The 21,706-nt window shown below is 71.5% G+C and carries 22 protein-coding genes, 1 tRNA gene and 1 pseudogene; 15 read left to right on the forward strand and 9 right to left on the reverse strand.

What is annotated here, in order from left to right; translation table 11 throughout:
- Positions 1–25: 25 nt before the first annotated feature.
- The 4 genes from AB0K07_RS04005 to AB0K07_RS04020 are packed head-to-tail and all read left to right on the forward strand — an operon-like array spanning position 26 to position 5,554.
- A complete protein-coding gene (locus tag AB0K07_RS04005; protein ID WP_363750780.1) occupies positions 26–1,195 on the forward strand; it encodes a siderophore biosynthesis protein in 1,170 nt (389 codons plus the stop codon).
- Positions 1,192–2,817, forward strand: coding sequence for an IucA/IucC family siderophore biosynthesis protein (locus tag AB0K07_RS04010; RefSeq protein ID WP_363750781.1), 1,626 nt, complete (start codon positions 1,192–1,194; stop codon positions 2,815–2,817). The genes AB0K07_RS04005 and AB0K07_RS04010 overlap by 4 nt, the downstream gene beginning before the upstream one ends.
- A complete protein-coding gene (locus AB0K07_RS04015) occupies positions 2,814–4,412 on the forward strand; it encodes an IucA/IucC family protein (RefSeq protein WP_363750783.1) in 1,599 nt (532 codons plus the stop codon). The genes AB0K07_RS04010 and AB0K07_RS04015 overlap by 4 nt, the downstream gene beginning before the upstream one ends.
- Positions 4,409–5,554 (forward strand): alanine racemase, encoded by a 1,146-nt coding sequence (locus AB0K07_RS04020; RefSeq protein ID WP_363750785.1) that lies wholly within the window; start codon positions 4,409–4,411, stop codon positions 5,552–5,554. Before AB0K07_RS04015 ends, AB0K07_RS04020 begins: the two co-directional genes overlap by 4 nt.
- Before the next feature lie 51 nt (positions 5,555–5,605).
- Here the strand turns inward: AB0K07_RS04020 and AB0K07_RS04025 are convergent, their stop codons facing one another.
- Positions 5,606–6,835: a trypsin-like peptidase domain-containing protein gene (locus AB0K07_RS04025; protein WP_363750787.1), complete on the reverse strand. Its 1,230-nt coding sequence runs from the start codon at positions 6,833–6,835 to the stop codon at positions 5,606–5,608.
- A gap of 95 nt (positions 6,836–6,930) precedes the next feature.
- Here AB0K07_RS04025 and AB0K07_RS04030 point away from each other — a divergent pair, with 95 nt between their 5' ends.
- From AB0K07_RS04030 to AB0K07_RS04070, 9 genes and pseudogenes are all read left to right on the forward strand, one after another.
- A complete protein-coding gene (locus AB0K07_RS04030) occupies positions 6,931–7,260 on the forward strand; it encodes a metalloregulator ArsR/SmtB family transcription factor (protein ID WP_363750789.1) in 330 nt (109 codons plus the stop codon).
- Positions 7,260–7,731, forward strand: a pseudogene (locus AB0K07_RS04035) (hypothetical protein). The gene AB0K07_RS04030 and the pseudogene AB0K07_RS04035 overlap by 1 nt, the downstream one beginning before the upstream one ends.
- Positions 7,683–8,117 (forward strand): DUF3703 domain-containing protein, encoded by a 435-nt coding sequence (locus AB0K07_RS04040; RefSeq protein WP_363750791.1) that lies wholly within the window; start codon positions 7,683–7,685, stop codon positions 8,115–8,117. The pseudogene AB0K07_RS04035 and the gene AB0K07_RS04040 overlap by 49 nt, the downstream one beginning before the upstream one ends.
- Before the next feature lie 43 nt (positions 8,118–8,160).
- The gene (locus tag AB0K07_RS04045) at positions 8,161–8,322 is read left to right on the forward strand and encodes a hypothetical protein (RefSeq protein ID WP_363750792.1); all 162 of its coding nucleotides are present in this window, start codon (positions 8,161–8,163) and stop codon (positions 8,320–8,322) included.
- A complete protein-coding gene (locus tag AB0K07_RS04050) occupies positions 8,322–8,735 on the forward strand; it encodes a YkvA family protein (protein ID WP_363750794.1) in 414 nt (137 codons plus the stop codon). Before AB0K07_RS04045 ends, AB0K07_RS04050 begins: the two co-directional genes overlap by 1 nt.
- Positions 8,736–8,745: 10 nt before the next feature.
- Entirely contained in the window at positions 8,746–9,477 is a 732-nt protein-coding gene (locus AB0K07_RS04055; RefSeq protein WP_363750796.1) for a sulfite exporter TauE/SafE family protein, read from the forward strand.
- A gap of 372 nt (positions 9,478–9,849) precedes the next feature.
- Positions 9,850–9,925 (forward strand) — tRNA-Arg (locus AB0K07_RS04060).
- A gap of 307 nt (positions 9,926–10,232) precedes the next feature.
- A complete protein-coding gene (locus AB0K07_RS04065) occupies positions 10,233–10,841 on the forward strand; it encodes a DinB family protein (protein ID WP_363750797.1) in 609 nt (202 codons plus the stop codon).
- A 251-nt stretch (positions 10,842–11,092) separates the two neighbouring features.
- Complete coding sequence (locus AB0K07_RS04070; protein WP_363750798.1) at positions 11,093–11,767, forward strand: DUF1524 domain-containing protein; 675 nt, start codon at positions 11,093–11,095, stop codon at positions 11,765–11,767.
- A gap of 193 nt (positions 11,768–11,960) precedes the next feature.
- Here the strand turns inward: AB0K07_RS04070 and AB0K07_RS04075 are convergent, their stop codons facing one another.
- The 5 genes from AB0K07_RS04075 to AB0K07_RS04095 form a co-directional block, all read right to left on the reverse strand.
- Positions 11,961–12,725 (reverse strand): hypothetical protein, encoded by a 765-nt coding sequence (locus AB0K07_RS04075; RefSeq protein ID WP_363750800.1) that lies wholly within the window; start codon positions 12,723–12,725, stop codon positions 11,961–11,963.
- Positions 12,726–13,021: 296 nt separating this feature from the next.
- Positions 13,022–13,618, reverse strand: coding sequence for an ATP-dependent Clp protease proteolytic subunit (locus AB0K07_RS04080; protein ID WP_363750802.1), 597 nt, complete (start codon positions 13,616–13,618; stop codon positions 13,022–13,024).
- 136 nt (positions 13,619–13,754) lie between these two features.
- Complete coding sequence (locus AB0K07_RS04085) at positions 13,755–14,252, reverse strand: helix-turn-helix transcriptional regulator (RefSeq protein ID WP_363750804.1); 498 nt, start codon at positions 14,250–14,252, stop codon at positions 13,755–13,757.
- 113 nt (positions 14,253–14,365) lie between these two features.
- A complete protein-coding gene (locus AB0K07_RS04090; protein ID WP_363750806.1) occupies positions 14,366–15,517 on the reverse strand; it encodes a hypothetical protein in 1,152 nt (383 codons plus the stop codon).
- Between the two features lie 13 nt (positions 15,518–15,530).
- Complete coding sequence (locus AB0K07_RS04095; RefSeq protein ID WP_363750808.1) at positions 15,531–16,043, reverse strand: SigE family RNA polymerase sigma factor; 513 nt, start codon at positions 16,041–16,043, stop codon at positions 15,531–15,533.
- Positions 16,044–16,212: 169 nt separating this feature from the next.
- On the opposite strand from AB0K07_RS04095, the gene AB0K07_RS04100 reads away from it, so the two are divergent.
- On the forward strand, positions 16,213–17,226 hold the full coding sequence (locus AB0K07_RS04100; RefSeq protein ID WP_363750809.1) for a potassium channel family protein: 1,014 nt from the start codon (positions 16,213–16,215) through the stop codon (positions 17,224–17,226).
- A gap of 19 nt (positions 17,227–17,245) precedes the next feature.
- On the opposite strand, the gene AB0K07_RS04105 is transcribed toward AB0K07_RS04100, so the two are convergent.
- Positions 17,246–17,734, reverse strand: a complete 489-nt coding sequence (locus tag AB0K07_RS04105) for a MarR family winged helix-turn-helix transcriptional regulator (protein WP_363750811.1) — start codon at positions 17,732–17,734, stop codon at positions 17,246–17,248.
- Between the two features lie 82 nt (positions 17,735–17,816).
- Here AB0K07_RS04105 and AB0K07_RS04110 point away from each other — a divergent pair, with 82 nt between their 5' ends.
- Positions 17,817–18,461, forward strand: coding sequence for an NAD(P)H-dependent oxidoreductase (locus tag AB0K07_RS04110; RefSeq protein WP_363750813.1), 645 nt, complete (start codon positions 17,817–17,819; stop codon positions 18,459–18,461).
- 66 nt (positions 18,462–18,527) lie between these two features.
- On the opposite strand, the gene AB0K07_RS04115 is transcribed toward AB0K07_RS04110, so the two are convergent.
- Positions 18,528–19,562 (reverse strand): 2-oxoacid:ferredoxin oxidoreductase subunit beta, encoded by a 1,035-nt coding sequence (locus tag AB0K07_RS04115; RefSeq protein ID WP_363750814.1) that lies wholly within the window; start codon positions 19,560–19,562, stop codon positions 18,528–18,530.
- On the reverse strand, positions 19,555–21,402 hold the full coding sequence (locus AB0K07_RS04120; RefSeq protein WP_363750816.1) for a 2-oxoacid:acceptor oxidoreductase subunit alpha: 1,848 nt from the start codon (positions 21,400–21,402) through the stop codon (positions 19,555–19,557). Before AB0K07_RS04120 ends, AB0K07_RS04115 begins: the two co-directional genes overlap by 8 nt.
- Positions 21,403–21,706 lie beyond the last annotated feature (304 nt).

Consider the following 21,706-nt stretch of genomic DNA (forward strand, 5'->3'; position numbering starts at 1 on the left):
CGATCGTCCAGTCGACGGAGGCGGCATGCGGCTGTACCTCACCGCGCTCAACCCCACCGACGCCGTCATGGACGGGTTCCTCCCGGCGGCGGCCTCGCTCGGGCTGCCGGTCACCGTGCTGACCGACCGACCCGAGCAGTGGCCGGCCGACGCGCCCGTGACCCGGTGCCCGATCCGGGACGCGGCAGCGGTGGTCGCGGCGACAGCATCCGACCGACCGGCGGCGCTGCTGTCCAACAGCGACCACCTCCAGGAGGTGACCGCGATCGCCGCCCGCAAGCTCGGTCTGCCCGGCAAGGATCCCGACGCGGCCCGTCTCTGCAAGGACAAGGCGGCGGCCCGCACGGCGGTCGCCGCCGCCGGGCTGGACCTGGTCCGCTCCGTCACCGTCGGCCCCGGCGCCCCGCCCGGGGTGTCGGCCGAGATGTTCCCGGCGGTGGTCAAACCCCGCGAGGGCGTGGCCAGCGAGGACGCCTACCTCGTTGCCGACCACCGCGAGCTGTCCGCCCGGATCGCCGAGATCCGCGGCCGGCGGCCGGACGTGGCCCTGGTGGTCGAGGAGTACCTCCCCGGCGAGCTGCGGACGTACGACACCCTGGGCGACGGTACGGCGGTGGCCGTCCTCGGCGGGTGGCGTACCCATCTCGGGCCGCCACCGACCTTCACCGAGGAGAGCCTCGACTGGTCGCCGCCGGAGGAACAGACCCGCACCCAGCTACGGGCACGGCTCGACGCGCTCGGGGTCGGCTTCGGCGCCTGCCACACCGAGTACGTCGTCCAGGACGACCGGGTCCGCCTGATCGAGGTCAACTACCGCCTCATCGGTGACCGGATGGACCTGATCCTCGCCGAACTGCTCGGCGTACCGCTGTTCGAGTACGTCATCCGGCTGCACCTCGGCGAGCCGCTGGCCGCTCTCGACCTGCCGGCCACCGTCGACCGGTACGCGCGGGTGGAGTACGTCTGCGCGGACCGGACGGGCCGGCTCGCGGCCGCACCCGGCCCACTGGACACGACCCACGACGGGGTCCGGCTGGGTTGCCGACCGCTACGCGAGGTGGGCCGCACCGCCGACCGCACCGGCACCAACCGCGACTACCTGGCCGTGCTGCACGCGATCGGCCCCGACCGGGCGACCGTCCGGGCGTCGCTGGCCGCCTTCCGCCGCGACCTCCAGTGGACGATTGTCGAGTGAGCGACGACTGTGAGCGGGAGGTGTTCCTCCGGGTGCTCGACGCCCTGCTCCGCGAGGATCACCTCGGCCTGCTCAGCCGGGGCCGTCCGGCCGCGACGGACTGGTGGGAGGTTCCGCACACCGCCGGGCTGCTACGGATTCCCGTGCGCGCGGACGGCTTCCAGCAGGCCCTACGCGGTGCCGCACCGGTGGTGCACGTCGTGGCCGACGACGACACCCACGTGACGGACACACTGGACGGTCTGCTGACTCTGCTCGCTCCGCAGGGCGACGTCGAGGCCGAGGCAGGCTGGCGGGACTTCGGTGCCGAGTGTCGAGCCGACCTGCGGGCCCGGCGGCTCGCCGCCCGCGCACGGCCGCGGGTGCTCGCCGCCGTGGCCGCCGACCGCGCGGTCACTCCGACCGGCATGCCGGCCGCGCTCCTGGACGACGTGCTCGCCGCGCACCAGGGCCACCCGGTCTACCCGACCGACCGATGCCGGCACGGGCTCGACGACGACGACCTTCTCCGGTACGCACCCGAGCACGCGCCGCGCCTCGCACTGCGCTGGTACGCCGCCTCCGCCGGGGAGGTGACCCTCGCCGGTGACCTTCCCGCGTGGTGGCCGCCGGCGCCGCGTCCGGATCAGCTCCTGATGCCGGTGCATCCGCTCACCGCGGCACGCGACGCGCTACCGGTGGCGGACCTGCCGGTGATCTCCGCGCGGCCCACCCTGTCCATGCGGACCGTCGCGCTCGACCACGACCCGTACCTGCACCTCAAGTTGCCACTGCCGACCGCGAGCCTCGGCGCCCGCAACCGGCGGACGTTGCACCCGGGCTCATTGGCCGACGGCGCGACGGTCGCCGGGCTGCTCGACCGGATCGCCGCCGCGGAACCGGCCTTCGCCGGCCGAATCCGGCACGCCGACGAGAGCACCTACGCGTACGTCGACGGCGACGAACGCCGTGGTTTCCTGCTGCGCCGGTTCCCGCGCGACCTGGCCGGGGTCCAGGTGGTGCCGGTCGCCGCCCTCGCCGCACCCGACCCGGTCACGGGCACCGTCCTCGAACGGATCAGCCCCGGCCAGCCCGAGGCGCTGCTCGCGTCGTACCTGGACCTTCTGCTCGACTGGCACGTCTGCCTCTGGCTACGACACGGGGTCGCCCTCGAGGCGCACCCGCAGAACATCCACCTGCTGGCGCACCCCGACGGGACCATCGGGCTGCTCTACAAGGACAACGACGGCGCCCGCCTGGACCTCCGGCACCGCGGCGCCGGTGGGCTTCCGCTGCGCGACGAGCGGATGTGGGCGCGCGACCCGCAGGAGCTGGCCGACGTGTTCATCACCATCACCCTGCACCTGGCCGCTGCGGCGCCCCTGATCGCCCTGGCCGCCAGAGGACTGCCCGTGCCGTCACCGGCCGCCGCACTCGCGCCCCGGCTGGCCGAGGCCCGGGACCGCTGGGGCGACGGGCCGGCGGCGCGATCCTTCACCGAGCGGGTCCTCCAGGTCGCCCACCTGCCCATCAAGGCGATGCTCACCGCCGGCACCCTGCTGCCCAAGCAGCGGCTCGGCTGCGCCGACATCAACAAGTACTACCGGCGCACCGGCCCGAACTACCTCCGGGAGACACGATGACGAGCGCACAGCTGCGCTCCCGGCCGGGCGCCGACACCAGCCATCTCGCCGACCTGGCCGCCGCCCACACCGTCTTCGGCTGCCTGATGCGCGAGATCGCCCTCCCCGACGGCGACGCCACCGTGGTCGGTGGAGCGGAACGCCTGCTGCTGCGGCACCTCGACGTGACACTGCGCTGCGCCCTCGCGCGAACCTCGCCGCTCGGCGCGCACCACTACACCGGCCCGGTGCAGCGCAGGACCGACGACGGCCGGTGGGACAACCTGGACGCGGACGGGCTGGCCGGTCTGGTCGCGGCGGAACTCGCCGCCCGTACCGGCCAGATCAACGACGAGTTCCTCGGGCAGGTCCAGGCCAGCCGCGACACCGTCGCCCGGCTGCTCGCCGAGCGTCCGGCACACGATCCGACCCCCACCGGCGAGCCGGCCATCGACGCGTACGTCGAATCCGAGCAGTCGCTGGTCTTCGGCCACCCGCACCACCCCGCGCCGAAGTGGCGCAGCGGTGACCCGGACAGCTGGCGGGCCTACGCGCCGGAGCTGCGTACCGCGTTCCGGCTGCACTGGCTCGCCGTCCCGGACGACCTCGTGGCCGGTGCCGGGCCGTTCGACCCACTGATCACCGCCCTCGACCCGCCGCGACCCCCGGCCGGGCACCGGGTGCTGCCGGTGCACCCCTGGCAGCTGTCACTGATCCCGCCAGCGGATGCGCGGCTTCGCCTCCTCGGCCCGGCCGGTGTTCCGGTACGGCCGACGGCCAGTGTCCGAACGCTCTACGCCCCGGACGCCGACCTGTTCGTCAAGACCAGCCTGCACGTGCGGATCACCAACTGCCTGCGCAAGAACGCACGATACGAACTCACCGGCGCGGTCGCCCTGACCGAGCTGCTGGCCCGGGTGCCGATGCCGGCCGGGGTGGGGCTGCTCGCCGAGCCCGCGTACCGCACGGTCGACCTGCCGGGCGCCGACGAGGCGTACGGGACGATCCTGCGTACCGGCCTGCGCCCGCACCTGCGACCCGGGGACACCCCGATGCTGGCGGCGGCGCTGGCCGCCACTCCACTGGCCGTACCGGACGCGGTGGCCTGGTGGCGCGCGTACATCGGGTTGCTGGTGCCGGCGGTGCTGCGGAGCTGGCTCCGCCACGGCGTGGTGCACGAGGCGCACCTGCAGAACGTGGTCGTGGTCCTCGACCACGAGCGTCGTCCGGTACGGATGCTGCTGCGGGACCTGGAGGGGGTGAAGCTGGCCACCGACCGGTGGGCCACCTGGCCGGACGGCGTCCCGCCGCAGGTCGGCTACGGTCCCCGGGACGCCCGCCGCCGGATCGTCTACTGCCTGTTTGTCAACCACCTGGGCGGCGTCTGCGGCGCGCTCGCCGACGCGCGGCCGGGGATCGAGCTGCGGCTGTGGCAGGAGCTACGAGCGGTCGTCGAGGCGGTGTCGGCGGACCTCGGCGATCCGCCGGAGCTGCGCGCACTGTTGAGCGGGGAGCCGCTGGTGGCCAAGGCGAACCTGCTGGTCCGGTGGCGACGCGACGCCGACCGTGCCGCCCCGTTCGTGCCGGTGCCGAACCCGATGGGCGGGCCACGGTGACCCGACCGGTCTACGTCCACGACCTCGACGGGCTGGCCGCGCATGCCCGATCCGTTCGCGCGGCGCTGCCGCAGGGGGTCGAACTGCTCTACGCGGTCAAGGCGAACCCGGACCCGGGCGTACTGCGAACCCTCGCCCCGGTCGTCGACGGGTTCGAGGCCGCCAGCCGTGGCGAGCTGCGGAGGCTCGCCGAGGTGCTGCCGGGTCGGGCACCGGAGGCGTACGCCGGGCCCGGCAAGACCGACGAGGACCTCATCGCCGCCCTCGCCGCCGGGGTGCACCGCATCCACGTCGAGTCGCCGGCCGAGCTGCGGCGCCTCGGCGCGCTGGCCACCGCCTCGGGCACGCTGGCCCGGGTGCTGCTGCGCGTGAACCTGCCGGTGGCCGCGCCCGGCGCGAGCCTGGTCATGGGCGGTGGGCCCAGCCCGTTCGGCATGGACCCGGCCGACGCGGTGGAGTGCGCCCGCCGCCCGCCCGCCGGCATCGACGTACGCGGAGTCCACGCCCACCTGGCCAGCGGGTTGGACGCCCCGCTCGCTGGCGCGGTCGCCGCCGCCGTGATCCGCTGGTCCGTCGCCGAGATCGGTGCCGCCGAGGTCGACGTCGGCGGGGGCATGACCGTCGACTACGCCGACCCGGCGGCACGCTTCGACTGGGTGAGCTACGGCCGGGCGCTGGCGGACATACTCGACGCGTACCCGGGCCTACGGGTGCGGATCGAGCCGGGCCGGTCGGTCACCGCCTACTGCGGGGCGTACGTCACCGAGGTCATCGACGTGAAACGCTCCTACGGCGAGTGGTTCGTGGTGGTGGCCGGTGGCACCCACCACCTGCGTACGCCCGCCGCGAAGGGGCACGCGCAGCCGTTCAGCGTGCACCGGCGACGCGATGCCGACGGCCCGCGCACGGACGGCGGGCCGGTCACCGTGGTCGGCCAGCTCTGCACCCCGAAGGACGTGCTCTCCCGGTCGGCCACCGTCGGGCCGATCGGCGTGGGGGACGTGCTGGCCTTCGCCATGGCCGGGGCGTACGCCTGGAACATCAGCCACCGCGATTTCCTGCTGCACGAGCCGCCGCTGTTCCGGACCGGTGATCCGCACGAGGTGGCCGCCGACTGGGCGGCCCGACCGTTGCGGTCGTGACCGTGGATACCGGGGTGCCGTCGGGGCGCACCGCACCCCGACGGCCCGTCGTCAGCCGTTGTCGATCAGACTGGCGATCTCGTTGTAGATGAGGTGTGCCTTCGCGCCCTGGTTCGACGGGCACCCGCCGAGGTGGTGCAGGGCGATAACCTGGTGGCTGGCGTTCAGCACCGGCGAGCCCGAGTTGCCGCCCGAGGTGTCACAGCTGTAGCTGATGTTCCAGGTGTTGTAGTTCGCGTTGCGCACGCTGCAGGTCGCACCGTTCTGGGTGTCCTCGTAGATCGACAGTCGCTTCGGGCTGCCGTCGCCGTGCCCCGGAACGTACATCCGGGTGCCGGTGGTGGTGGCGGTCGTCGCCAGGTACAGGGTGCCGAACGCCTGGATGTTGGCGAAGTTGTTCACCGAGTACAGGGTGTAGTCCAGTTGGTTGGAGCCGCCGCTGCTCACCTTGTAGAGGGTGGCTCCACTGACCTTGGTGCCGGCGCCAGGGTTCGCGCCGCCACAGGTGGCGCACTGGTAGTTGAACTGCATCTCGCTGCCGCTGACGGCGGACTGTGTTGAGAAGCAGTGCTTGTTGGTCAGCATGCGGTTGGTGTTGCCAACCCGCCACGTGGTGCACATCCCACCGCCGCTGATCAGCAGCCGTGCCACCGCCCTGCCCCGGGCGTACTCGTTGGGGTGGCTGGTCTGGTAGCAGACCACGTCGCGGCGGGCGTCGGTACTGCAGACGGATTGCGTCGTGACGTTGTGCTGCGTGATCTCGGTGCGGTCGTAGCCGCGCCAGAACCGGTCGATGGTGGCGGCGGCGCCGCGGGAAGCGCGGCTGCTGTGCAACCTCACCACCGCGGTGTCGCCCTCCACCGACATCGCCCAGAAGCCCGGTTGTCCGTCGGTGGTGTAGTCCGCGCCGGTCGCCCGGTTCAGGTAGCGGTCGTACCGGTAGCTCTCCCGGCCGTCGGGGCTCGACACGGTCACGTGGTCGCCGTGGGCCAGGCGCAGTGAGCTGAAGTGCACCTTGACGTACGACGCGCCGGGGTGCCGGATGATCTGCGTCCCGCCGTCCTGGGCGTAGGACAGCGAGCCGCCGATGGTCCGTAGTTCGCCGACCGTGGTGACGCCTTCGGCGGAGAACTGCTCGGATTCGGGTGCCCGCTCGGAGTGCGGTGCGAGAGGTTGAACCGAGTACGCCTCGGCGGCGGGTACCGACAGCAAACTCAGCCCGAGGGTGCCGGCGCCGAGCGCGACCGCCACCGTTCGTAGGCGGCGCAGGGCATCTCTCATTGTCGCTCCTCCCCAGGAACCAGCACCCGGACGTGCTTGCAGCCTTCATACCCGAAGGCAAAGAGACATGCAAATCTATCAATACTACCTGTACCGTGGAGACGTTGACGCACGGGCAGGTGCTGGCCCGCTTCGGCCATGCCTTGTCCGACCCGACGCGGGCGCGCCTGCTGCTCGCGCTACGCGACGGGCCAGGCTATCCGGCGGAACTGGCCGAACTGCTGGGCACGACCCGGCAGAACCTGTCGAATCATCTGTCGTGCCTGCGCGGCTGTGGGCTGGTCGTCGCCGTGCCGGAGGGCCGTCGCACCCGCTACGAGTTGGCCGACGCCCGCCTGGCGCATGCCCTGGCAGACCTGCTCGGCCTCGTGCTGGCGGTCGACCCGGCCGCCTGCCCGGACTCCGACGAGAAGGGCTGCCGCTGATGACCCTGCCCCTGATCGACCTGGCATCGGCAGGGCCGTCGCCGGCGCGCCGGCAGGTGCTCGCCCGTCGGGTGCGGCTGCTGGTCGCCGCCACGATCACCTACAACGTCATCGAGGCGGTTGTGGCGGTCACCGCTGGCACGATCGCGTCGTCGACCGCGCTCGGCGGTCGCCGACTCCAAGCAGACCCTGCTGTGCACATACCTGTCCGCGGTCCTGCTCGTGGGTCTGGGAGTGAACAGCCTGTTCGGCTGGTCCTGGGCCGACCCCGTCGCCGCGCTGGTCATCGCCGCCGTGGCGGTGAAGGAAGGCCGTGAGGCGTGGCGCGGTGATGCCTGCTGCGCCGTCCCGCTGACCGCGCCCCTCGCTGACACCCCCGCCGGTACCGCCGCAGATGGACACGGTGCCGGCGAGAGTGACGCGTGCGGGAGCCGGCAGGGCTGCTCCTGCTGCTCGGCGGATGCGACATGACGGCACTGGCCGTCGGGCGGCGGATGCCGCCCGCGGTGCGGGCCGCGTTCAACGCCGAGTTGACCACCGCCCGGGTCGCAACCGATGCGGCGACCGCGTGGCGGGCCGCCGAACGCGCGCACATCCTGTCGCAGCCGTGGCCGTGGCCGCACACGGTGGTCCACGCCGTCATGCTGCGCCGCGCTCTGCGCGAACGTGACCGCGTCGAAGCGGTCGGACAGGTTCTTCGCCTTGCCGTGGCCGGGCCCGGGTCCGCGTTGGGCCGCTATCCGGCCGGCAACACCGGCCGCGCCCGGGTGCCGCTGACCCAGCCGATGCCGATCCCGGCCGACCTGGCCGCGGTGCTCGCCAACGCGCCCGGCACAGCGGCCGACGCCGCCCGGTGAGCCAGCCGGCCCGGCACCTCGCCCACCCGGACAAGCTGGCCGGGTGGCGTTGCGCGCCGGCACCGGTGACCCTGCCGCACTCGCCGCCGTCATCCGCGCCAGCCAGCACGACCTGTGGCCGGTGGCCTCCTGGCTCGCCGGCATAGCCACAGCCGAGCGGCTGCTCCCGCCGGCGCCTTTGCAGCGCCGTACAGTCGGCATCTGATGGACGCCGTGTGGAAGATCGCTGTGGGTGCCGCCGTCGGCCTGCTCGTGGTGTGGTTGGCGCTGATCGCGGCGTTGCTGTTAGCCGGGCGGCGCTATGAGCGCCCCGGCCTCGGCGAGATGCTGCGGCTGCTGCCGGACCTGCTGCGCCTGCTGAAACGCTTGGCCGGCGACAAGAGCCTGCCTGGCGGGGTGCGGGTGCGGCTGTGGTTGCTGCTGGCTTATCTTGCCGTTCCTATCGACCTGATTCCTGATTTCATCCCGGTCATCGGCTACGCCGATGATGCGATCATCGTGGCTCTGGCGTTGCGGTCGGTGGCCCGCCGCGCCGGGGTGCAGGCGCTGGGTCGGCATTGGCCTGGCAGCTCGGCCGGACTCGGCGCGGTCCTGCGTGCGGCCGGCATCCGCGACTGACGGCGATCCGATGACCGGTGATCCGGTGGGAACGCTGCTGCTCGCCTCGGCGGCGGCCTTTCTGCTGGCACTGCTGTCCGCAGTGGCCGGGTTCGGTGGTGGGGTGTTGCTGCTGCCGGTGTTCACCGCGCTGTTCGGGCTGCGGGTGGCGGTGCCGATGTTGACCTTGACGCAGGTGTCGAGCAACGCGTTTCGGGTGTGGTTCAACCGGAGGGAGCTGCACTGGCCGTTGATCGGCTGGTTCGCGCTGGGTGCGGTGCCGCTCGCGGTCGCCGGCGGACTGTTGTTGGCGCACGCGCCGCTGGGGCCACTCAAGCGCCTGTTGGGGGCGTTCCTGATCGGGGTGGTGATCTGGCGGCGACGCAATCCGCACCCTCGCAAGCCGGCTGATCGCAGCTTCACCGCGGTGGGGGCCGCATCTGGGCTGGGCTCGGCGCTGCTGGGTTCGGTGGGGCCGTTGACGGCGCCTTTCTTCCTCGCGTACGGGCTGACGCGGGCGGCGTACATCGGCACCGAGGCGGCCGGTGCGCTGACGATGCACCTGTCGAAGATCGCCGCCTACGGTGCGGGGGACCTGCTGACGGGCCGGGTGCTGTTGTTCGGGGTGGCGTTGACCCCGGCAACGCTGGCCGGGACGTGGGTGGGCAAAGCCATCGTCGGTCGGATCAGCGATCGGCTGTTTGTGCTCCTGGTGGAAGCCGGGCTGGTCGCCGCGGGGGTGCTGTTCCTGATCGGGTCGTGAACGGGCGCCACCGTCCACGTGTGTATGGACTATGAGCGTCCGGACACCTCTTGATGTTGCGCGTTCGAAAGCACTGGGGCCCCGGCTGATGACGATCTGGTCGAATCTCCCGTGGCAAGCGACGCCCAGCCGGGGGAGTGGGCAGCCCACATGATCTTCGGTGATGTGCGCGGTGTGCTCTCCAGCGGATGCCAACCCGGGCGGACCGGTGCCAACGCGGATCACTGCGGCCGACCGCCGGTCGCATACCGCGGTTCGTGTGCTCGGCGTGTGGTCCTGGGCTGGGCGAACAGCGGTCCGGGGAACGTGGGTGAGCGTGGGCCACTCCCTGCCCTTCCAGGTGAACCCCAGGTCGCTAGACTGGCCACTCGCGCCCTCGTAGCTCAGGGGATAGAGCATCGGTTTCCTAAACCGTGTGTCGCAGGTTCGAATCCTGCCGGGGGCACCAGGTCAGAGCCTTGATCACCGTTCATTTTCCCTCCGGCCGGGACTTCGTGCCCGATCGTGCCGTCCGACCTTGTCCAGGTGAGCGGCCACCTCGGCATCGCGGGAGTCGATCGCGCGGGCGTAGTGCCGGGTGGTGACGCTCGCGTTGGCATGTCCGAGACGGCGGGCGGCGACGAGCACGCCGTGAGAGGTTGAACCTCGGGCCTGGCACTGCAGGCCGTCGTCGGATTCGTGTCGGCGAGTTACGAACCACGGCGCTGTGAGGTCCGAGGTGCTCCGCTCGCTGTCGGATGGCAAGCTCGTGTCCCGTGATCGATGATTTCGCGAAGGACTGCCTGCATGGCCGGCTCAAGGGGATCCGGGAGGCACTGGTCTGGAAGCTCGACGGCCTGTCCGAGTACGACATCCGGCGTCCCCTGACAGCGACGGGGACCAACCTCCTCGGCCTGGTGAAGCACATGGCGACGTTGGAGGCCTGGTATTTCGGTGCGGTCTTCGGCCGCCCGTCCCCGGATGCGCTGGGGCGATGGCAGGACGCGGACGGCAGTGACCTGTGGGTGACCCCGGGCGAGAGCCGCGAACAGATCATCGACTTCTATCAGCGTGCCTGGGGGCATGCGGACGCGACGATTCAAGCGCTTCCCCTCGATGCGCCCGGCCACGTGCCATGGTGGTCGCGGTCGGACGTCAAGCTGTTCGCCATCATGATCCACGTCCTTCAGGAGACCACCCGGCATGCCGGGCACGCCGACATCCTGCGTGAGCAACTCGACGGCCGCACCGGGGTGAGGCCTGAGTACGAGGAGCAGATCGACACGGCGGCCCGTGAGGCGTACCGGGCGAAGATCGAGCGGGCTGCGCAGGAAGGGGCGGGCGGCTCGCGTCATGCCGGCCTGTCCGGCACGCATGGTGCATAGTGCCGCATCGAAGCAGCGCAAGTAGTTGTCGATGCGGTCAGCTCCTGGACGTGGCAGCGAGCTTGGCGGCGCAGGTCAAGCCAGGTCACTGCCGAGCGGCTTTCGCCCGTGTCCACACCACAGAGGAGTGTGGACACCGGAGGAAGCCGAATGCTCAATGACCGGACGGACAACCTTCACGCGCATGACCTTCGATCGACGTGATCGTCAGGGACGGTTGCGGTCCACCCCCTGACGAAAGGCTGCCGCTCATGCCGATCGCGTCCTCTGTCACCTCCCTTCCGCGTGCCACGCACCGCGTCGCGGCGATCGCGGTCGCCGCCCTCGCGGGGGCCTGCCTGGCCGTCGTGAACGCGCAACCGGCCTCGGCCACGCCTCCCGGTATCCCGTCGAAGGCGACGGCGCAGTCGCAGCTCAACGCCCTGACCGTGGCGGCGCAGGGCTCGACCAGCGGTTACTCGCGTGACCTGTTCCCGCACTGGATCACGGTCAGTGGCAGTTGCAACACCCGCGAGCAGGTTCTCAAGCGCGACGGCACCTCGGTCGTCGTCGACAGCTCCTGCGCGGCCACCTCCGGCCGCTGGTACAGCCCGTACGACGGCGCGACCTGGACGGCGGCCTCGGACGTCGACATCGACCACGTCGTGCCCCTCGCGGAGGCGTGGCGCTCCGGCGCCAACTCCTGGACGACCAGCCGTCGGCAGAGCTTCGCCAACGACCTCACCCGCCCGCAACTTATCGCGGTGACGGACAACGTCAACCAGGCCAAGGGCGACCAGGACCCCTCCACCTGGCAGCCGTCCCTGTCGTCGTACCGGTGCACCTACAGCAAGATGTGGATCACCGTGAAGTACAACTGGAGCCTCACCCTGCAGTCCTCGGAGAAGTCCGCGCTACAGAGCATGCTCAACACCTGCGCCTCCTGACAGCGGTAGCACCCGGCCGGCAGCCGCGCCGACGACGCGGGCCGGCCGGGTCGCTGGTGCCTACGGGTGGTCCACGCGCCCAACCACCGGTCGTGCACACGGCCGATCGCGATGATTGAGCGCCGCGACGGTCATCCCGCAGGAACGGTCGGTGCCCCCCGGATCATCCGGAGGGCACCGCGTTCTGTCGGGGTCAGAGGAACTTGTACATCTCCGCGGAGGCCGCCTCGGTCTCGTTGGCGGGCGGCGCCGTCACCGTGACCTTCTCGCCGAAGCCGCTCATCCGCATGTCGGTGACCAGATCACCCACGGTCTTCGTGGCGATCGTGTACGACAGCGCGGTGAGGCGGCCGTCGGCGTCGACAGTCGCTTCGAACGGGATCGCCTTCGGGTCCTTCGCCAGCTTCGCCGACGACTCCAGGCCCTGCCGCATACCGCCATCGGTACTGGCGGCCTCGGCCGCCTTGCCCAGGTCGGCGGTGCCGGTGTAACGGCCGCCGCCCACCTCCTGCGCGGACACGATGCCGCCGACGATGCCGGTCTGCGACCCGATGTCGAAGGACTGGCGCAGCGAACTGGTCGGCCGGAGCTTGGTGAGGTCGATCTTCATCCACGGCTTCTCGCCCTCGAGCGAGTCCGACTTGATGTAGGCGGCGTCGCCGATCAGCCGGGCCTCCATCGGCTCCGGGGCATTACCGGTGACCTGGACCGCCCGGGAGGCGGGATCCATCTTTCCGCTGAGAGTGATCGATTGGCTGCCCGCCTTGATCGAGGCGTCCATGGTGACGGTGCCGCCCAGGCTGCGATCCATGGCCTGCCGAATGGCGGTGACCGGGTCGGCCTTGGACGTCGCCGGGGCGGCTGGGGGCGCGGAGGAGTCGCCGCCGGAGCTCGTGCCACAGCCCGCCACGAGGGCGGCGGCGAGGGCGATCGAAAGGGTTGGGATCAGTCGACGCATAGACGTGACCCTAACGGGCGACCGCCAGTCGATTTTCGCCGGCATCACGTCCCGCGCGGCCCCGAACCTCTGCGGCGGAACGTCTCCAGAGCGAGCGCGGGCGCCAGCCACCGGACACGGATATTTATGTAGATCTCTGTAACGGGAATCTGTGGAAATGCGCTGCGCCTCGCATGCCGAGCCGATTCCCACCGGTGGGAATAGGCTCGGACATAGCAGGGCGGGTACTACTGCGGGTCCGTCCCGTGCCTGGTCGGACGCGGATCGAGGGGGTCGCGTCCGGCATTGGCACGGGGTCAGACCGCCGGAAGCTGCTCGGCGCGCGCGAGCACGTGGTCGATCAGGCCGTACTCCAGGGCCTGCTCGGCGGTGAACCAGCGGTCCCGGTCCCAGTCCCGCTGGATCTCGGCCAGCGTCCGTCCACTGTGCTGGGAGATCAACTCCTGCATGGTCCGCTTCACGTGCAGCATGTTCTCCGCCTGGATGGTGATGTCCGAGGCGGTGCCGCCCATCCCGCCGGACGGTTGGTGCATCATGATCCGCGAGTGCGGCAGCGCATACCGCTTGCCCGCCGCACCGGCGCAGAGCAGGAACTGCCCCATCGACCCGGCGAACCCCAGCGCCAACGTGGCCACGTCGTTGCGGACGTAGCGCATCGTGTCGTAGACCGCCATCCCGGCGCTCACCGAGCCGCCCGGCGAGTTGATGTAGAGGTAGATGTCCCGCTCGGCGTCCTCGGCGGCCAGCAGCAGGATCTGCGCGCAGATTTGGTTGGCCGATTCCTCGGTCACCTCGGTGCCGAGGAAGACGATCCGCTCCCGCAACAGCCGCTCGAACACCTGGTCACCGAAGGACGCCTGCCCGCCGTCCAGCATCCACACGCCGTACCCCATGATTGCGCCGCCTTTCACCGCGCCGGCGGGCGGCGGGGCCGCCCGTGGACCGACCCATCCAGCGTGCGTGCGGCGGTGGTGGCCGGCCCAGGGATTCTGCCGGTGGCAGATCCGCCGATGGCAGAACCGGCGCGGCCTACGCGGCGGTCAGCCGCCGCGCAGCCGCCCGGGCCCGCGCGCAGCCCAGCAGGGCGGCGGTACGCGGACCGGGGCGGAAGCCACCGGCGGAGGCCGTCGCCCCGACGCGCAGGGTCGGCCCGGTCGCCCCGGGCCCCCGGTGCAGGATCGGCCCGGTGGTGCGCGGGCCCACCCGCAGCGTCTGGTGGCCGGCTTCGCGTCGAGCCACCTCGACCCGCTCCAGCCGCGTCAACACCGCACGCGGTGCGGCCGGGACGCGGGGCTCGACCCGGCGCAGGTCGTCGCGTGCCTCCTCGAGCAGGTCCGAGAGGCGGATGCCCAGCGCCCGGCAGATCGCCGCGAGCACCTCCGACGACGCCTCCTTGCGACCCCGTTCCACCTCCGACAGATACGGCACCGAGACGCCGGCGGCCGCGGACACCTCGCGCAGCGTGCGGCCCTGGCTCTGGCGCAGTCGGCGCAGCACCCCGCCGATCACTCGTCGCAGTAGGGACATGCGGGCCTCGCTTTCGCGGTCGTCGTCCGAAGACACCCCCATCATGCCCGTTCCCGGCCCTCGCGGCCGACCCGTGCGGGCCCGCGCCGCCACGTCGGCGCGGGCCCGACGCCTCATCGGCGCAGGTGGGTGTGCCAGGTGGCCGGCTCGGGCACCAGCGTGACCGCGCGGAACAGGGCCCGGGTGCCGCCAGCGGGCAGCAGCGCGTCGTCGTCGATCCGCACTGTCGCCCCGTTGACGTCGTACACGGTCAGCGACTCGTTGCCGTCCTGTCCGCCGAACTTCGCCGGATGTCCGTCGACGGTGGTGTTCGGGTCGACGTATGCCTTGTCAGACGGGTCGGTGACGTGCCGGTATCGGGAGATGCTGACGCTGAGTGTGCGGGCGCGCTGCCGGCCGGGTTCGGCGCTGGCCGACCCCGGGGACCACTGCGTGCTGGCGTGCCAGTACCCGGGCTGCTCCAGCGACTCGGTGACGTCGACCGCGATCAGGCGCAGGCCGGCCGGGACGCCAGCCACCTTTCCCGGCAGCTGCACCGGGCCGTCGCCGAAGCGCAGGGACCGGGCCACCCGCACGGCGGTGTCCGTCGTGTCTGCCGCTGTTCCGATCACCCGCAGCTGGGCCCAGCCGTCCGGGGCGTACCGCCAGCGCAGGACCGCCTCCGGGGCCTCCGCCCCGGTGTAGGTGACGAAGGTGCTCGCCGCGCCGTTCAGCTCGGGCCCGGCACTGGTGCCGATCACGGTGGCCGGCTGCCCGCTGTCCCGCTGCGGTGGCGGGGCCGGCACCCCCTTCGGAAAGAGGGTGAGCGCTACGCCGTGCCACTGGTCGCCGCTGCGGCTGCTGGTCGCGCTGAGGTACACGCGCCCAACTCGTCGTTGCGCTCCCGGTCCGGCGCCGGGGTCGGCGAGCGACAGCCCGGCCTGGTACTGCAGATTGCGTATGCCGTCCGGCAGCCAGCCGAATCGGACGTACACCCGCTCGGGGTCGACCGTGGTCAGCGCCGCCGGCAGGCCGGTAGCGCCTTCCTTGCCACCGTCGTCGGACGGCATGGTGGCCGACGGACGATCCCGGTTCAGCAGGTCGGGCACTGTCAGTGCGCCCACGGTCAGCGCCACCGCGAGCAGCACCGCGCTGGTGCCGCGGGCCGCGCGACGTTGGCGGCGCCCGGTGCTCATCGCCCGGTCGAGGTCGAGCACCCGGGAGGGTGTCTCCGCCGACTCGACCTCGGCGAGCATCAGGCCGCCAATCTGGCGTTCGTCCAGCATTTCGTCGCTCCTCTCAGTTGCCGGTCAGGCTGGGGGTGAGCAGGGCGCGCAGGGTGGCCAGCCCCTTGGCGGCCTGGCTCTTGACGGTCCCCGTCGTGCAGCCCATGGCCCGGGCGGTCTCCTCGACGCTGAGATCCTGGAAGTACCGCAGCACCAGCACCGCGCGCTGACGGGGCGGGACCTGGCGCAGCGCGTCGACGAGCGTGATCCGGTCGGTGGGGTCGGCGGCGGAGGTGGCCCGTTCGGGCAGCGCGGCCCCGAGCCGGACCCGGGACCAGCGCAGGCGCCGCTCGTCGATCAGCCGCCGCAGCAGCATGGTGCGCACCAGGGCGTCCAGGTGGTCGGCGCGGCGCGCCCGCGCCCAGGTGCGGTACAGGTCGGTGAGCACCCGTTGCAGGATGTCGTCGCCCCGGTCCCAGTCCCCGCACATCAGGTACGCGGTCCGCCGCCACTGGACCATCCGGGCCCGGATGTACTCGGTGTACTCGTCATCGGCCCCGCCGCCGCGTTCGCCGCTTCTCGTCACGAGGTTCGTGCCCCCTCCGTCTGCCGGCCTCGACCGGTTCGTCGCTGTCGCCCGGTAGTCGGGTCCGGCGCCGCGATCGGTTGCCCGGCCCGGCCACCCGGGGGTGCGGATCGCGGCATACCCGCTATGTTGTGGGCGTGCAGGCGACGGTGGCGGAGCAGGTTCGACGGTGATCCATTTTCCCGCGCAGCGCCGGGGCCCGCTGAGCGCGCTGAGCCTGCGGCTCGCCGCGGCCCTGGGCCTGGTCCTCGCCGTCGTCACCGCGGTCTACCTGGACCGGGACGGCTACCGCGACGTCAACGAGGACGGCCTGACGCTGCTCGACTGCTTCTACTACGCGGTCGTCTCGCTCTCCACGACCGGCTACGGCGACATCACGCCGGCCGCGCAGTCGGCCCGGCTGGTCAACGTCCTCTTCGTCACGCCCGCCCGGGTGCTCTTCCTGATCATCCTGGTCGGCACCACCCTGGAAGTCCTGACCGAGCAGTACCGGACCGGCCGTCGCCTGTCGCGGTGGAGGAGAACCGTGAAGGACCACGTCATCATCTGCGGCTACGGCACCAAGGGCCGCAGCGCGGTCTCCGCCCTGCTGGAGAACGGCCTGGACCGGTCGAGGATCGTGGTGGTGGAGCGCAGCGGTCCCGCCCTGCGACAGGCCACCTCGGCCGGACTGGTCGCGATCGAGGGCTCGGCGACCCGGTCGTCCGTGCTCAACGAGGCGCACGTCCGGAACGCGAAGGCAGTGATCATCGCGACCGACAGTGACGACGCCTCGGTGCTGGTGGCGCTGACCGTGCGACAGCTCACCGCCGGGCAGGTCCGCATCATCGCCGCCGCCCGGGAGGCGGAGAACGCCCCGCTGCTCAAGCAGAGCGGCGCGCACCACGTGATCGTCTCCTCGGCCACCGCCGGCCGGCTGCTCGGTCTCTCCACCTCGGCGCCTCCGCTCATCGACGTGGTGGAGGACCTGCTCACCCCGGGTCAGGGCATGGCGTTGGCGATGCGTTCGGCGGAGCGGGACGAGGTGGGTCGTTCGCCGCGCGAGCTGGATTCGCTGGTGATCGCGCTGGTCCGGCGGGGCAAGGTGGTCACCCTGGCCGACCGGGCCGCCGCGGTGATCGAGACCGGCGACATGCTGGTGCACGTCCGCGACGACCGCCCCCAGTCGACCTCGGCGATCTGAGCCGTACGCCGGGGCGGCGTCAGCACCTGTCGTCGGGCGACTCGTCCGAAAAGATCGACGCACCGCAGTTGACCGTTGCCCCGGTGGCGGCCCGCCGGAGCAGCAGGTAGAGGTTCTCCCGCTCGTCGGGCTCCAGGGCCCCCAGCACCTCGTTCTCGGCGCTGGCCAGGGCGCACTCGGCCTCGTTGAGGCGTTTTGCCCCGTCTCCGGTGAGTTCGACGACGTGCCGGCGACGATCCTCGGGCGAGCGTCGCCGCTCGATCAGCTGCTCCGCCTCCAGGTCGTTGAGCAGCCCGACGATGTTGGTGCCGTCCATCTCCAGGGTGTTGGCGAGCGCCTGTTGGCTCATTCCGCCGCCGTCCCGCAGCACGGTGAGTGCGACCAGATGCCGCGGACGCAGGCCCAGCGGTGCCAGCACCGACTCGGACCGTAACCGCATCCGCCGGGCCAGATGGTCCAGCAGCGCCCCCGAGCGGTGCTCCGAGGGGCCGAGCGGCGGGGCGGGCATGTGACCCAGTCTACCGACTCGGCGGAACATCGTCCTGCTATAAATAGTTGGTGCTTCACATACGATCCCTGGAGGGGGAATGATGCATCTTCTGCATATCGACTCGAGCATCCGCGGCGAGTGGTCCGTCAGCCGGCGGCTCACCGCGCGCGCTGTCGCCGCCTGGCAGGCCGCCCACCCCGGCGGCACGGTGACGTACCGGGATCTGGGCGCCGAGCCGCTGCCGCACCTGGACGCGGCGGGCGGCTTGGCCCGGATGACGCCGCCGGAGCAGCACACCCCGGCGCAGCGCGAATCCTGGGAGCTCAGCAAGCGGTTGGTCGACGAGGTGAAGCAGGCCGACGTCGTGCTGCTCGGCCTGCCGCTCTACAACTACGGCGCGCCGAGCAGCGTCAAGTCCTGGGTCGACCACCTGATCGTGGCCGGCCTGACGTACGACCCGACGACGCAGGAGGGCCTGCTCGGCGGCCGCGAGTTCGTGGTGCTGGCCACCCGGGGTGGCGGCTACGGCGAGGGCACTCCGCGGCACGGCTGGGACCACGCGGAGCAGTGGCTCCCGCACGGCCTTTCGATGACCGGCCTGGAGCCGCGCTTCATCAGCACCGAGCTGACCCTGGCGCCGTCGGTGCCGACGATGGCCGAGCTGATCCCGCTGCACGAGGCGAGCCTCGCGGCGACCGAGAAGGAGATCGACAACCTCTGGCTGCCGGCCTCCGCGCAGCGCTGAGCAGTGCCGATACGACGAGAGCGGCCGTCCCCGTCGGGGGCGGCCGCTCTCGTCATGCCGTACGGATCAGAGGATCGTCCAGGTGTCGCCGCTGCCCAGCAGGCCGGCGAGCTGCTGCTCGGGGGTCTCGGTGACCGTCGCCCTGGCGGCGGCGAGCTGGCTCTGCACCACGCTGTCGTAGGACGGCCGGTCCACCGAGCGGAACACCCCGATCGGGGTGTTGCGCAGGTCCAGGCCGGGCAGCCGGGACAGCGCGAAGGCGTACGCCGGGTCGGCCACCGTCGCGTCGTGCACGACGATCTCCTCCGGGCGCACCGAGCTGGTCTCCCGGACCTCCAGGCCGAAGCCGCCCGGCGGGTGCACCACGCAGAACCGCCCGTCGGCACCGAAGGTGACCGGCTGCCCGTGCTCCAGTCGGATCAGGTAGTCGTCCCGGGTGGACGGGTCCTTGAGCTGGTCGAACGCCCCGTCGTTGAAGATGTTGCAGTTCTGGTAGATCTCCACGAAGGCCGAGCCCTCGTGCTCGGCGGCGGCCCGCAGCACCGACTGGAGGTGCTTGCGGTCGGAGTCGATGGTCCGGCCGACGAAGCTGGCCTCCGCGCCGAGGGCGAGCGAGAGCGGGTTGAACGGGGCGTCCGCCGAACCGGCCGGGGTCGACTTGGTGATCTTCCCGACCTCGGAGGTGGGCGAATACTGCCCCTTGGTCAGCCCGTAGATCCGGTTGTTGAAGAGCAGGATCTTGAGGTTGACGTTGCGCCGCAGCGCGTGGATCAGGTGGTTGCCGCCGATGGAGAGCGCGTCACCGTCACCGGTCACCACCCAGACCGACAGGTCGGGCCGGGACACCGAGAGGCCGGTGGCGATCGCCGGAGCGCGGCCGTGGATCGAGTGCATCCCGTACGTGTTCATGTAGTACGGGAAGCGCGACGAGCAGCCGATGCCGGAGACGAAGACGGTCCGCTCCCGGGGGATGTTCAGCTCCGGCATGAACTGCTGGATGGCCGCCAGGATCGCGTAGTCGCCGCAGCCGGGGCACCAGCGCACCTCCTGGTCGGACTTGAAGTCCTTGGCGGTGAGCTTGAGGGCGACGGGCTCAGACATTCTTCAGCACCTCTTCCAGCGTCGTCTCCAGCTCCGAGGCCGTGAACGGCAGGCCGCGGACCTGGTTGTAGCTGATCGCGTCGACCAGGTAGCGGGACCGGATGACGTGGGCGAGCTGGCCCAGGTTCATCTCCGGGATGACCACCCGGTCGTACGAGCGCAGCACCTCGCCCACGTTCGCCGGCATCGGGGCCAGGTGCCGCAGGTGCGCCTGGGCGATGGACAGGCCGCGCTGACGCAGCCCCCGGCACGCGGCGCCGATCGGCCCGTACGTCGAGCCCCAGCCGAGCACCAGCACGCGGGCGTCGCCGTCCGGGTCCTCCACTTCGAGGTCCGGCACCGGAATGGTCTCGATCCGGGCCGCGCGGGTGCGCACCATGAAGTCGTGGTTGGCCGGGTCGTAGGAGATGTCACCGGTCTTGTCGGCCTTCTCCAGGCCACCGATCCGGTGTTCCAGACCCGGCGTGCCCGGGATCGCCCACGGGCGGGCCAGGGTCTCCGGGTCACGCAGGTAGGGCAGGAAGGTGGTGCCGTCCTCGCCGTTCGGCCTGGTGGCGAACTCCACCCGCAGGTCGGGCAGCGACTCCACGTCCGGCAGCAGCCACGGCTCCGAGCCGTTGGCGACGTAGTTGTCGGACAGCAGGATCACCGGAGTGCGGTAGGTCAGCGCGATCCGGGCCGCCTCCAGCGCGGCGAAGAAGCAGTCCGACGGCGACCGCGGCGCGATCACCGCGACCGGCGCCTCGCCGTGCCGGCCGTACAGCGCCATGTTGAGGTCGGCCTGCTCGGTCTTGGTCGGCATGCCGGTCGACGGGCCGGCGCGCTGTACGTCCACGATCACCAGCGGCAGCTCCAGGGCCACCGCGAGGGAGATCGTCTCGCTCTTGAGCGCGACGCCCGGCCCGCTGGTGGTGGTCACACCGAGCGACCCGCCGTACGACGCGCCCAGTGCCGCGCCGACCGCGGCGATCTCGTCCTCCGCCTGCATGGTGAGCACGCCGAAGCGCTTGTGCTTGCTCAGCTCGTGGAGGATGTCCGACGCCGGCGTGATCGGGTACGCGCCGAGGAAGACCGGCAGCCCGGAGCGCACCCCGGCGGCGACCAGACCCAGCGAGAGTGCCGCGTTGCCGGTGATGTTGCGGTAGGTGCCCGGCTGCATCTTCGCCGGCTTGACCTCGTAGCGGACCGCGAAGTCCTCGGTCGTCTCGCCGAAGTTCCAGCCGGCCTTGAAGGCGGCCACGTTCGCCGCGACCAGCTCCGGACGGGCGGCGAACTTGCGCTCGAGGAAGCGCAGCGTCGACTCGTACGGCCGGGAGTACATCCAGGAGAGCAGGCCGAGGGCGAACATGTTCTTCGACCGCTCGGCGTCCTTCTTGGACACCGCGTACGCGGCGAGCGCGCCGACCGTCATGGAGGTGAGCGCCACCGGGTGCACGACGTACCCGGCGAGCGAGTCGTCGTCCAGTGGGCTGACCTGGTAGCCGACCTTGGCCAGGTTGCGCTTGGTGAACTCGTCGGTGTTGACGATGATGTCCGCGCCGCGCGGCAGGTCGGCCAGGTTGGCCTTCAGCGCCGCCGGGTTCATCGCCACCAGCACGTTGGGCGCGTCGCCCGGGGTGAGGATGTCGTAGTCGGCGAAGTGAACCTGGAAACTCGACACGCCGGGCAGGGTGCCGGCAGGCGCCCGGATCTCGGCGGGGAAGTTGGGCAGTGTGGAGATGTCGTTGCCGAGCTGCGCCGTCTCCGAGGTGAACCGGTCGCCGGTCAGCTGCATGCCGTCGCCGGAGTCACCGGCGAACCGGATGACCACCCGGTCGAGTTGACGGATCTGCTTGGTCACGCCTGCACCTCGCTTCGCTGCGCGCGGTCGCGCGGGCGGCTGAACATGATGGTGACCTCGCCTTGCCCGGTCACGGGACCTCCTTGACGCAACGCTGCACCGCACCGCTCCAGGCTGGTCCGGTCCGCTGTTGTTCCTCACCTGAGAGCCTACGTCGAACGGACCCTCCACCCTCCCTGGAGGTCCGCCGACTGGGACCGGATCCGGCCGAGAATTACGCCGTTCTGCGACGTTTCGCCCAGCCCGCCGTAATCCAGATCACCGTCGAGGTCGCGCCGCCGGCCTGAGCCGGCGGCGCAACCTG

This window comes from Micromonospora sp. NPDC049301 (assembly GCF_040678715.1).
Classification (GTDB): Bacteria; Actinomycetota; Actinomycetes; order Mycobacteriales; family Micromonosporaceae; genus Micromonospora.

Coding starts and splice junctions, on each gene's coding strand:
- AB0K07_RS04005 (WP_363750780.1), top strand. CDS start 26: ATGCGGCTGTACCTCACCGCGCTCAACCCCACCGACGCCGTCATGGAC.
- AB0K07_RS04015 (WP_363750783.1), top strand. CDS start 2,814: ATGACGAGCGCACAGCTGCGCTCCCGGCCGGGCGCCGACACCAGCCAT.
- AB0K07_RS04025 (WP_363750787.1), bottom strand. CDS start 6,835: ATGAGAGATGCCCTGCGCCGCCTACGAACGGTGGCGGTCGCGCTCGGC.
- AB0K07_RS04050 (WP_363750794.1), top strand. CDS start 8,322: ATGGACGCCGTGTGGAAGATCGCTGTGGGTGCCGCCGTCGGCCTGCTC.
- AB0K07_RS04055 (WP_363750796.1), top strand. CDS start 8,746: ATGACCGGTGATCCGGTGGGAACGCTGCTGCTCGCCTCGGCGGCGGCC.
- AB0K07_RS04070 (WP_363750798.1), top strand. CDS start 11,093: ATGCCGATCGCGTCCTCTGTCACCTCCCTTCCGCGTGCCACGCACCGC.
- AB0K07_RS04075 (WP_363750800.1), bottom strand. CDS start 12,725: ATGCGTCGACTGATCCCAACCCTTTCGATCGCCCTCGCCGCCGCCCTC.
- AB0K07_RS04080 (WP_363750802.1), bottom strand. CDS start 13,618: ATGGGGTACGGCGTGTGGATGCTGGACGGCGGGCAGGCGTCCTTCGGT.
- AB0K07_RS04085 (WP_363750804.1), bottom strand. CDS start 14,252: ATGTCCCTACTGCGACGAGTGATCGGCGGGGTGCTGCGCCGACTGCGC.
- AB0K07_RS04090 (WP_363750806.1), bottom strand. CDS start 15,517: ATGCTGGACGAACGCCAGATTGGCGGCCTGATGCTCGCCGAGGTCGAG.
- AB0K07_RS04105 (WP_363750811.1), bottom strand. CDS start 17,734: ATGCCCGCCCCGCCGCTCGGCCCCTCGGAGCACCGCTCGGGGGCGCTG.
- AB0K07_RS04110 (WP_363750813.1), top strand. CDS start 17,817: ATGCATCTTCTGCATATCGACTCGAGCATCCGCGGCGAGTGGTCCGTC.
- AB0K07_RS04115 (WP_363750814.1), bottom strand. CDS start 19,562: ATGTCTGAGCCCGTCGCCCTCAAGCTCACCGCCAAGGACTTCAAGTCC.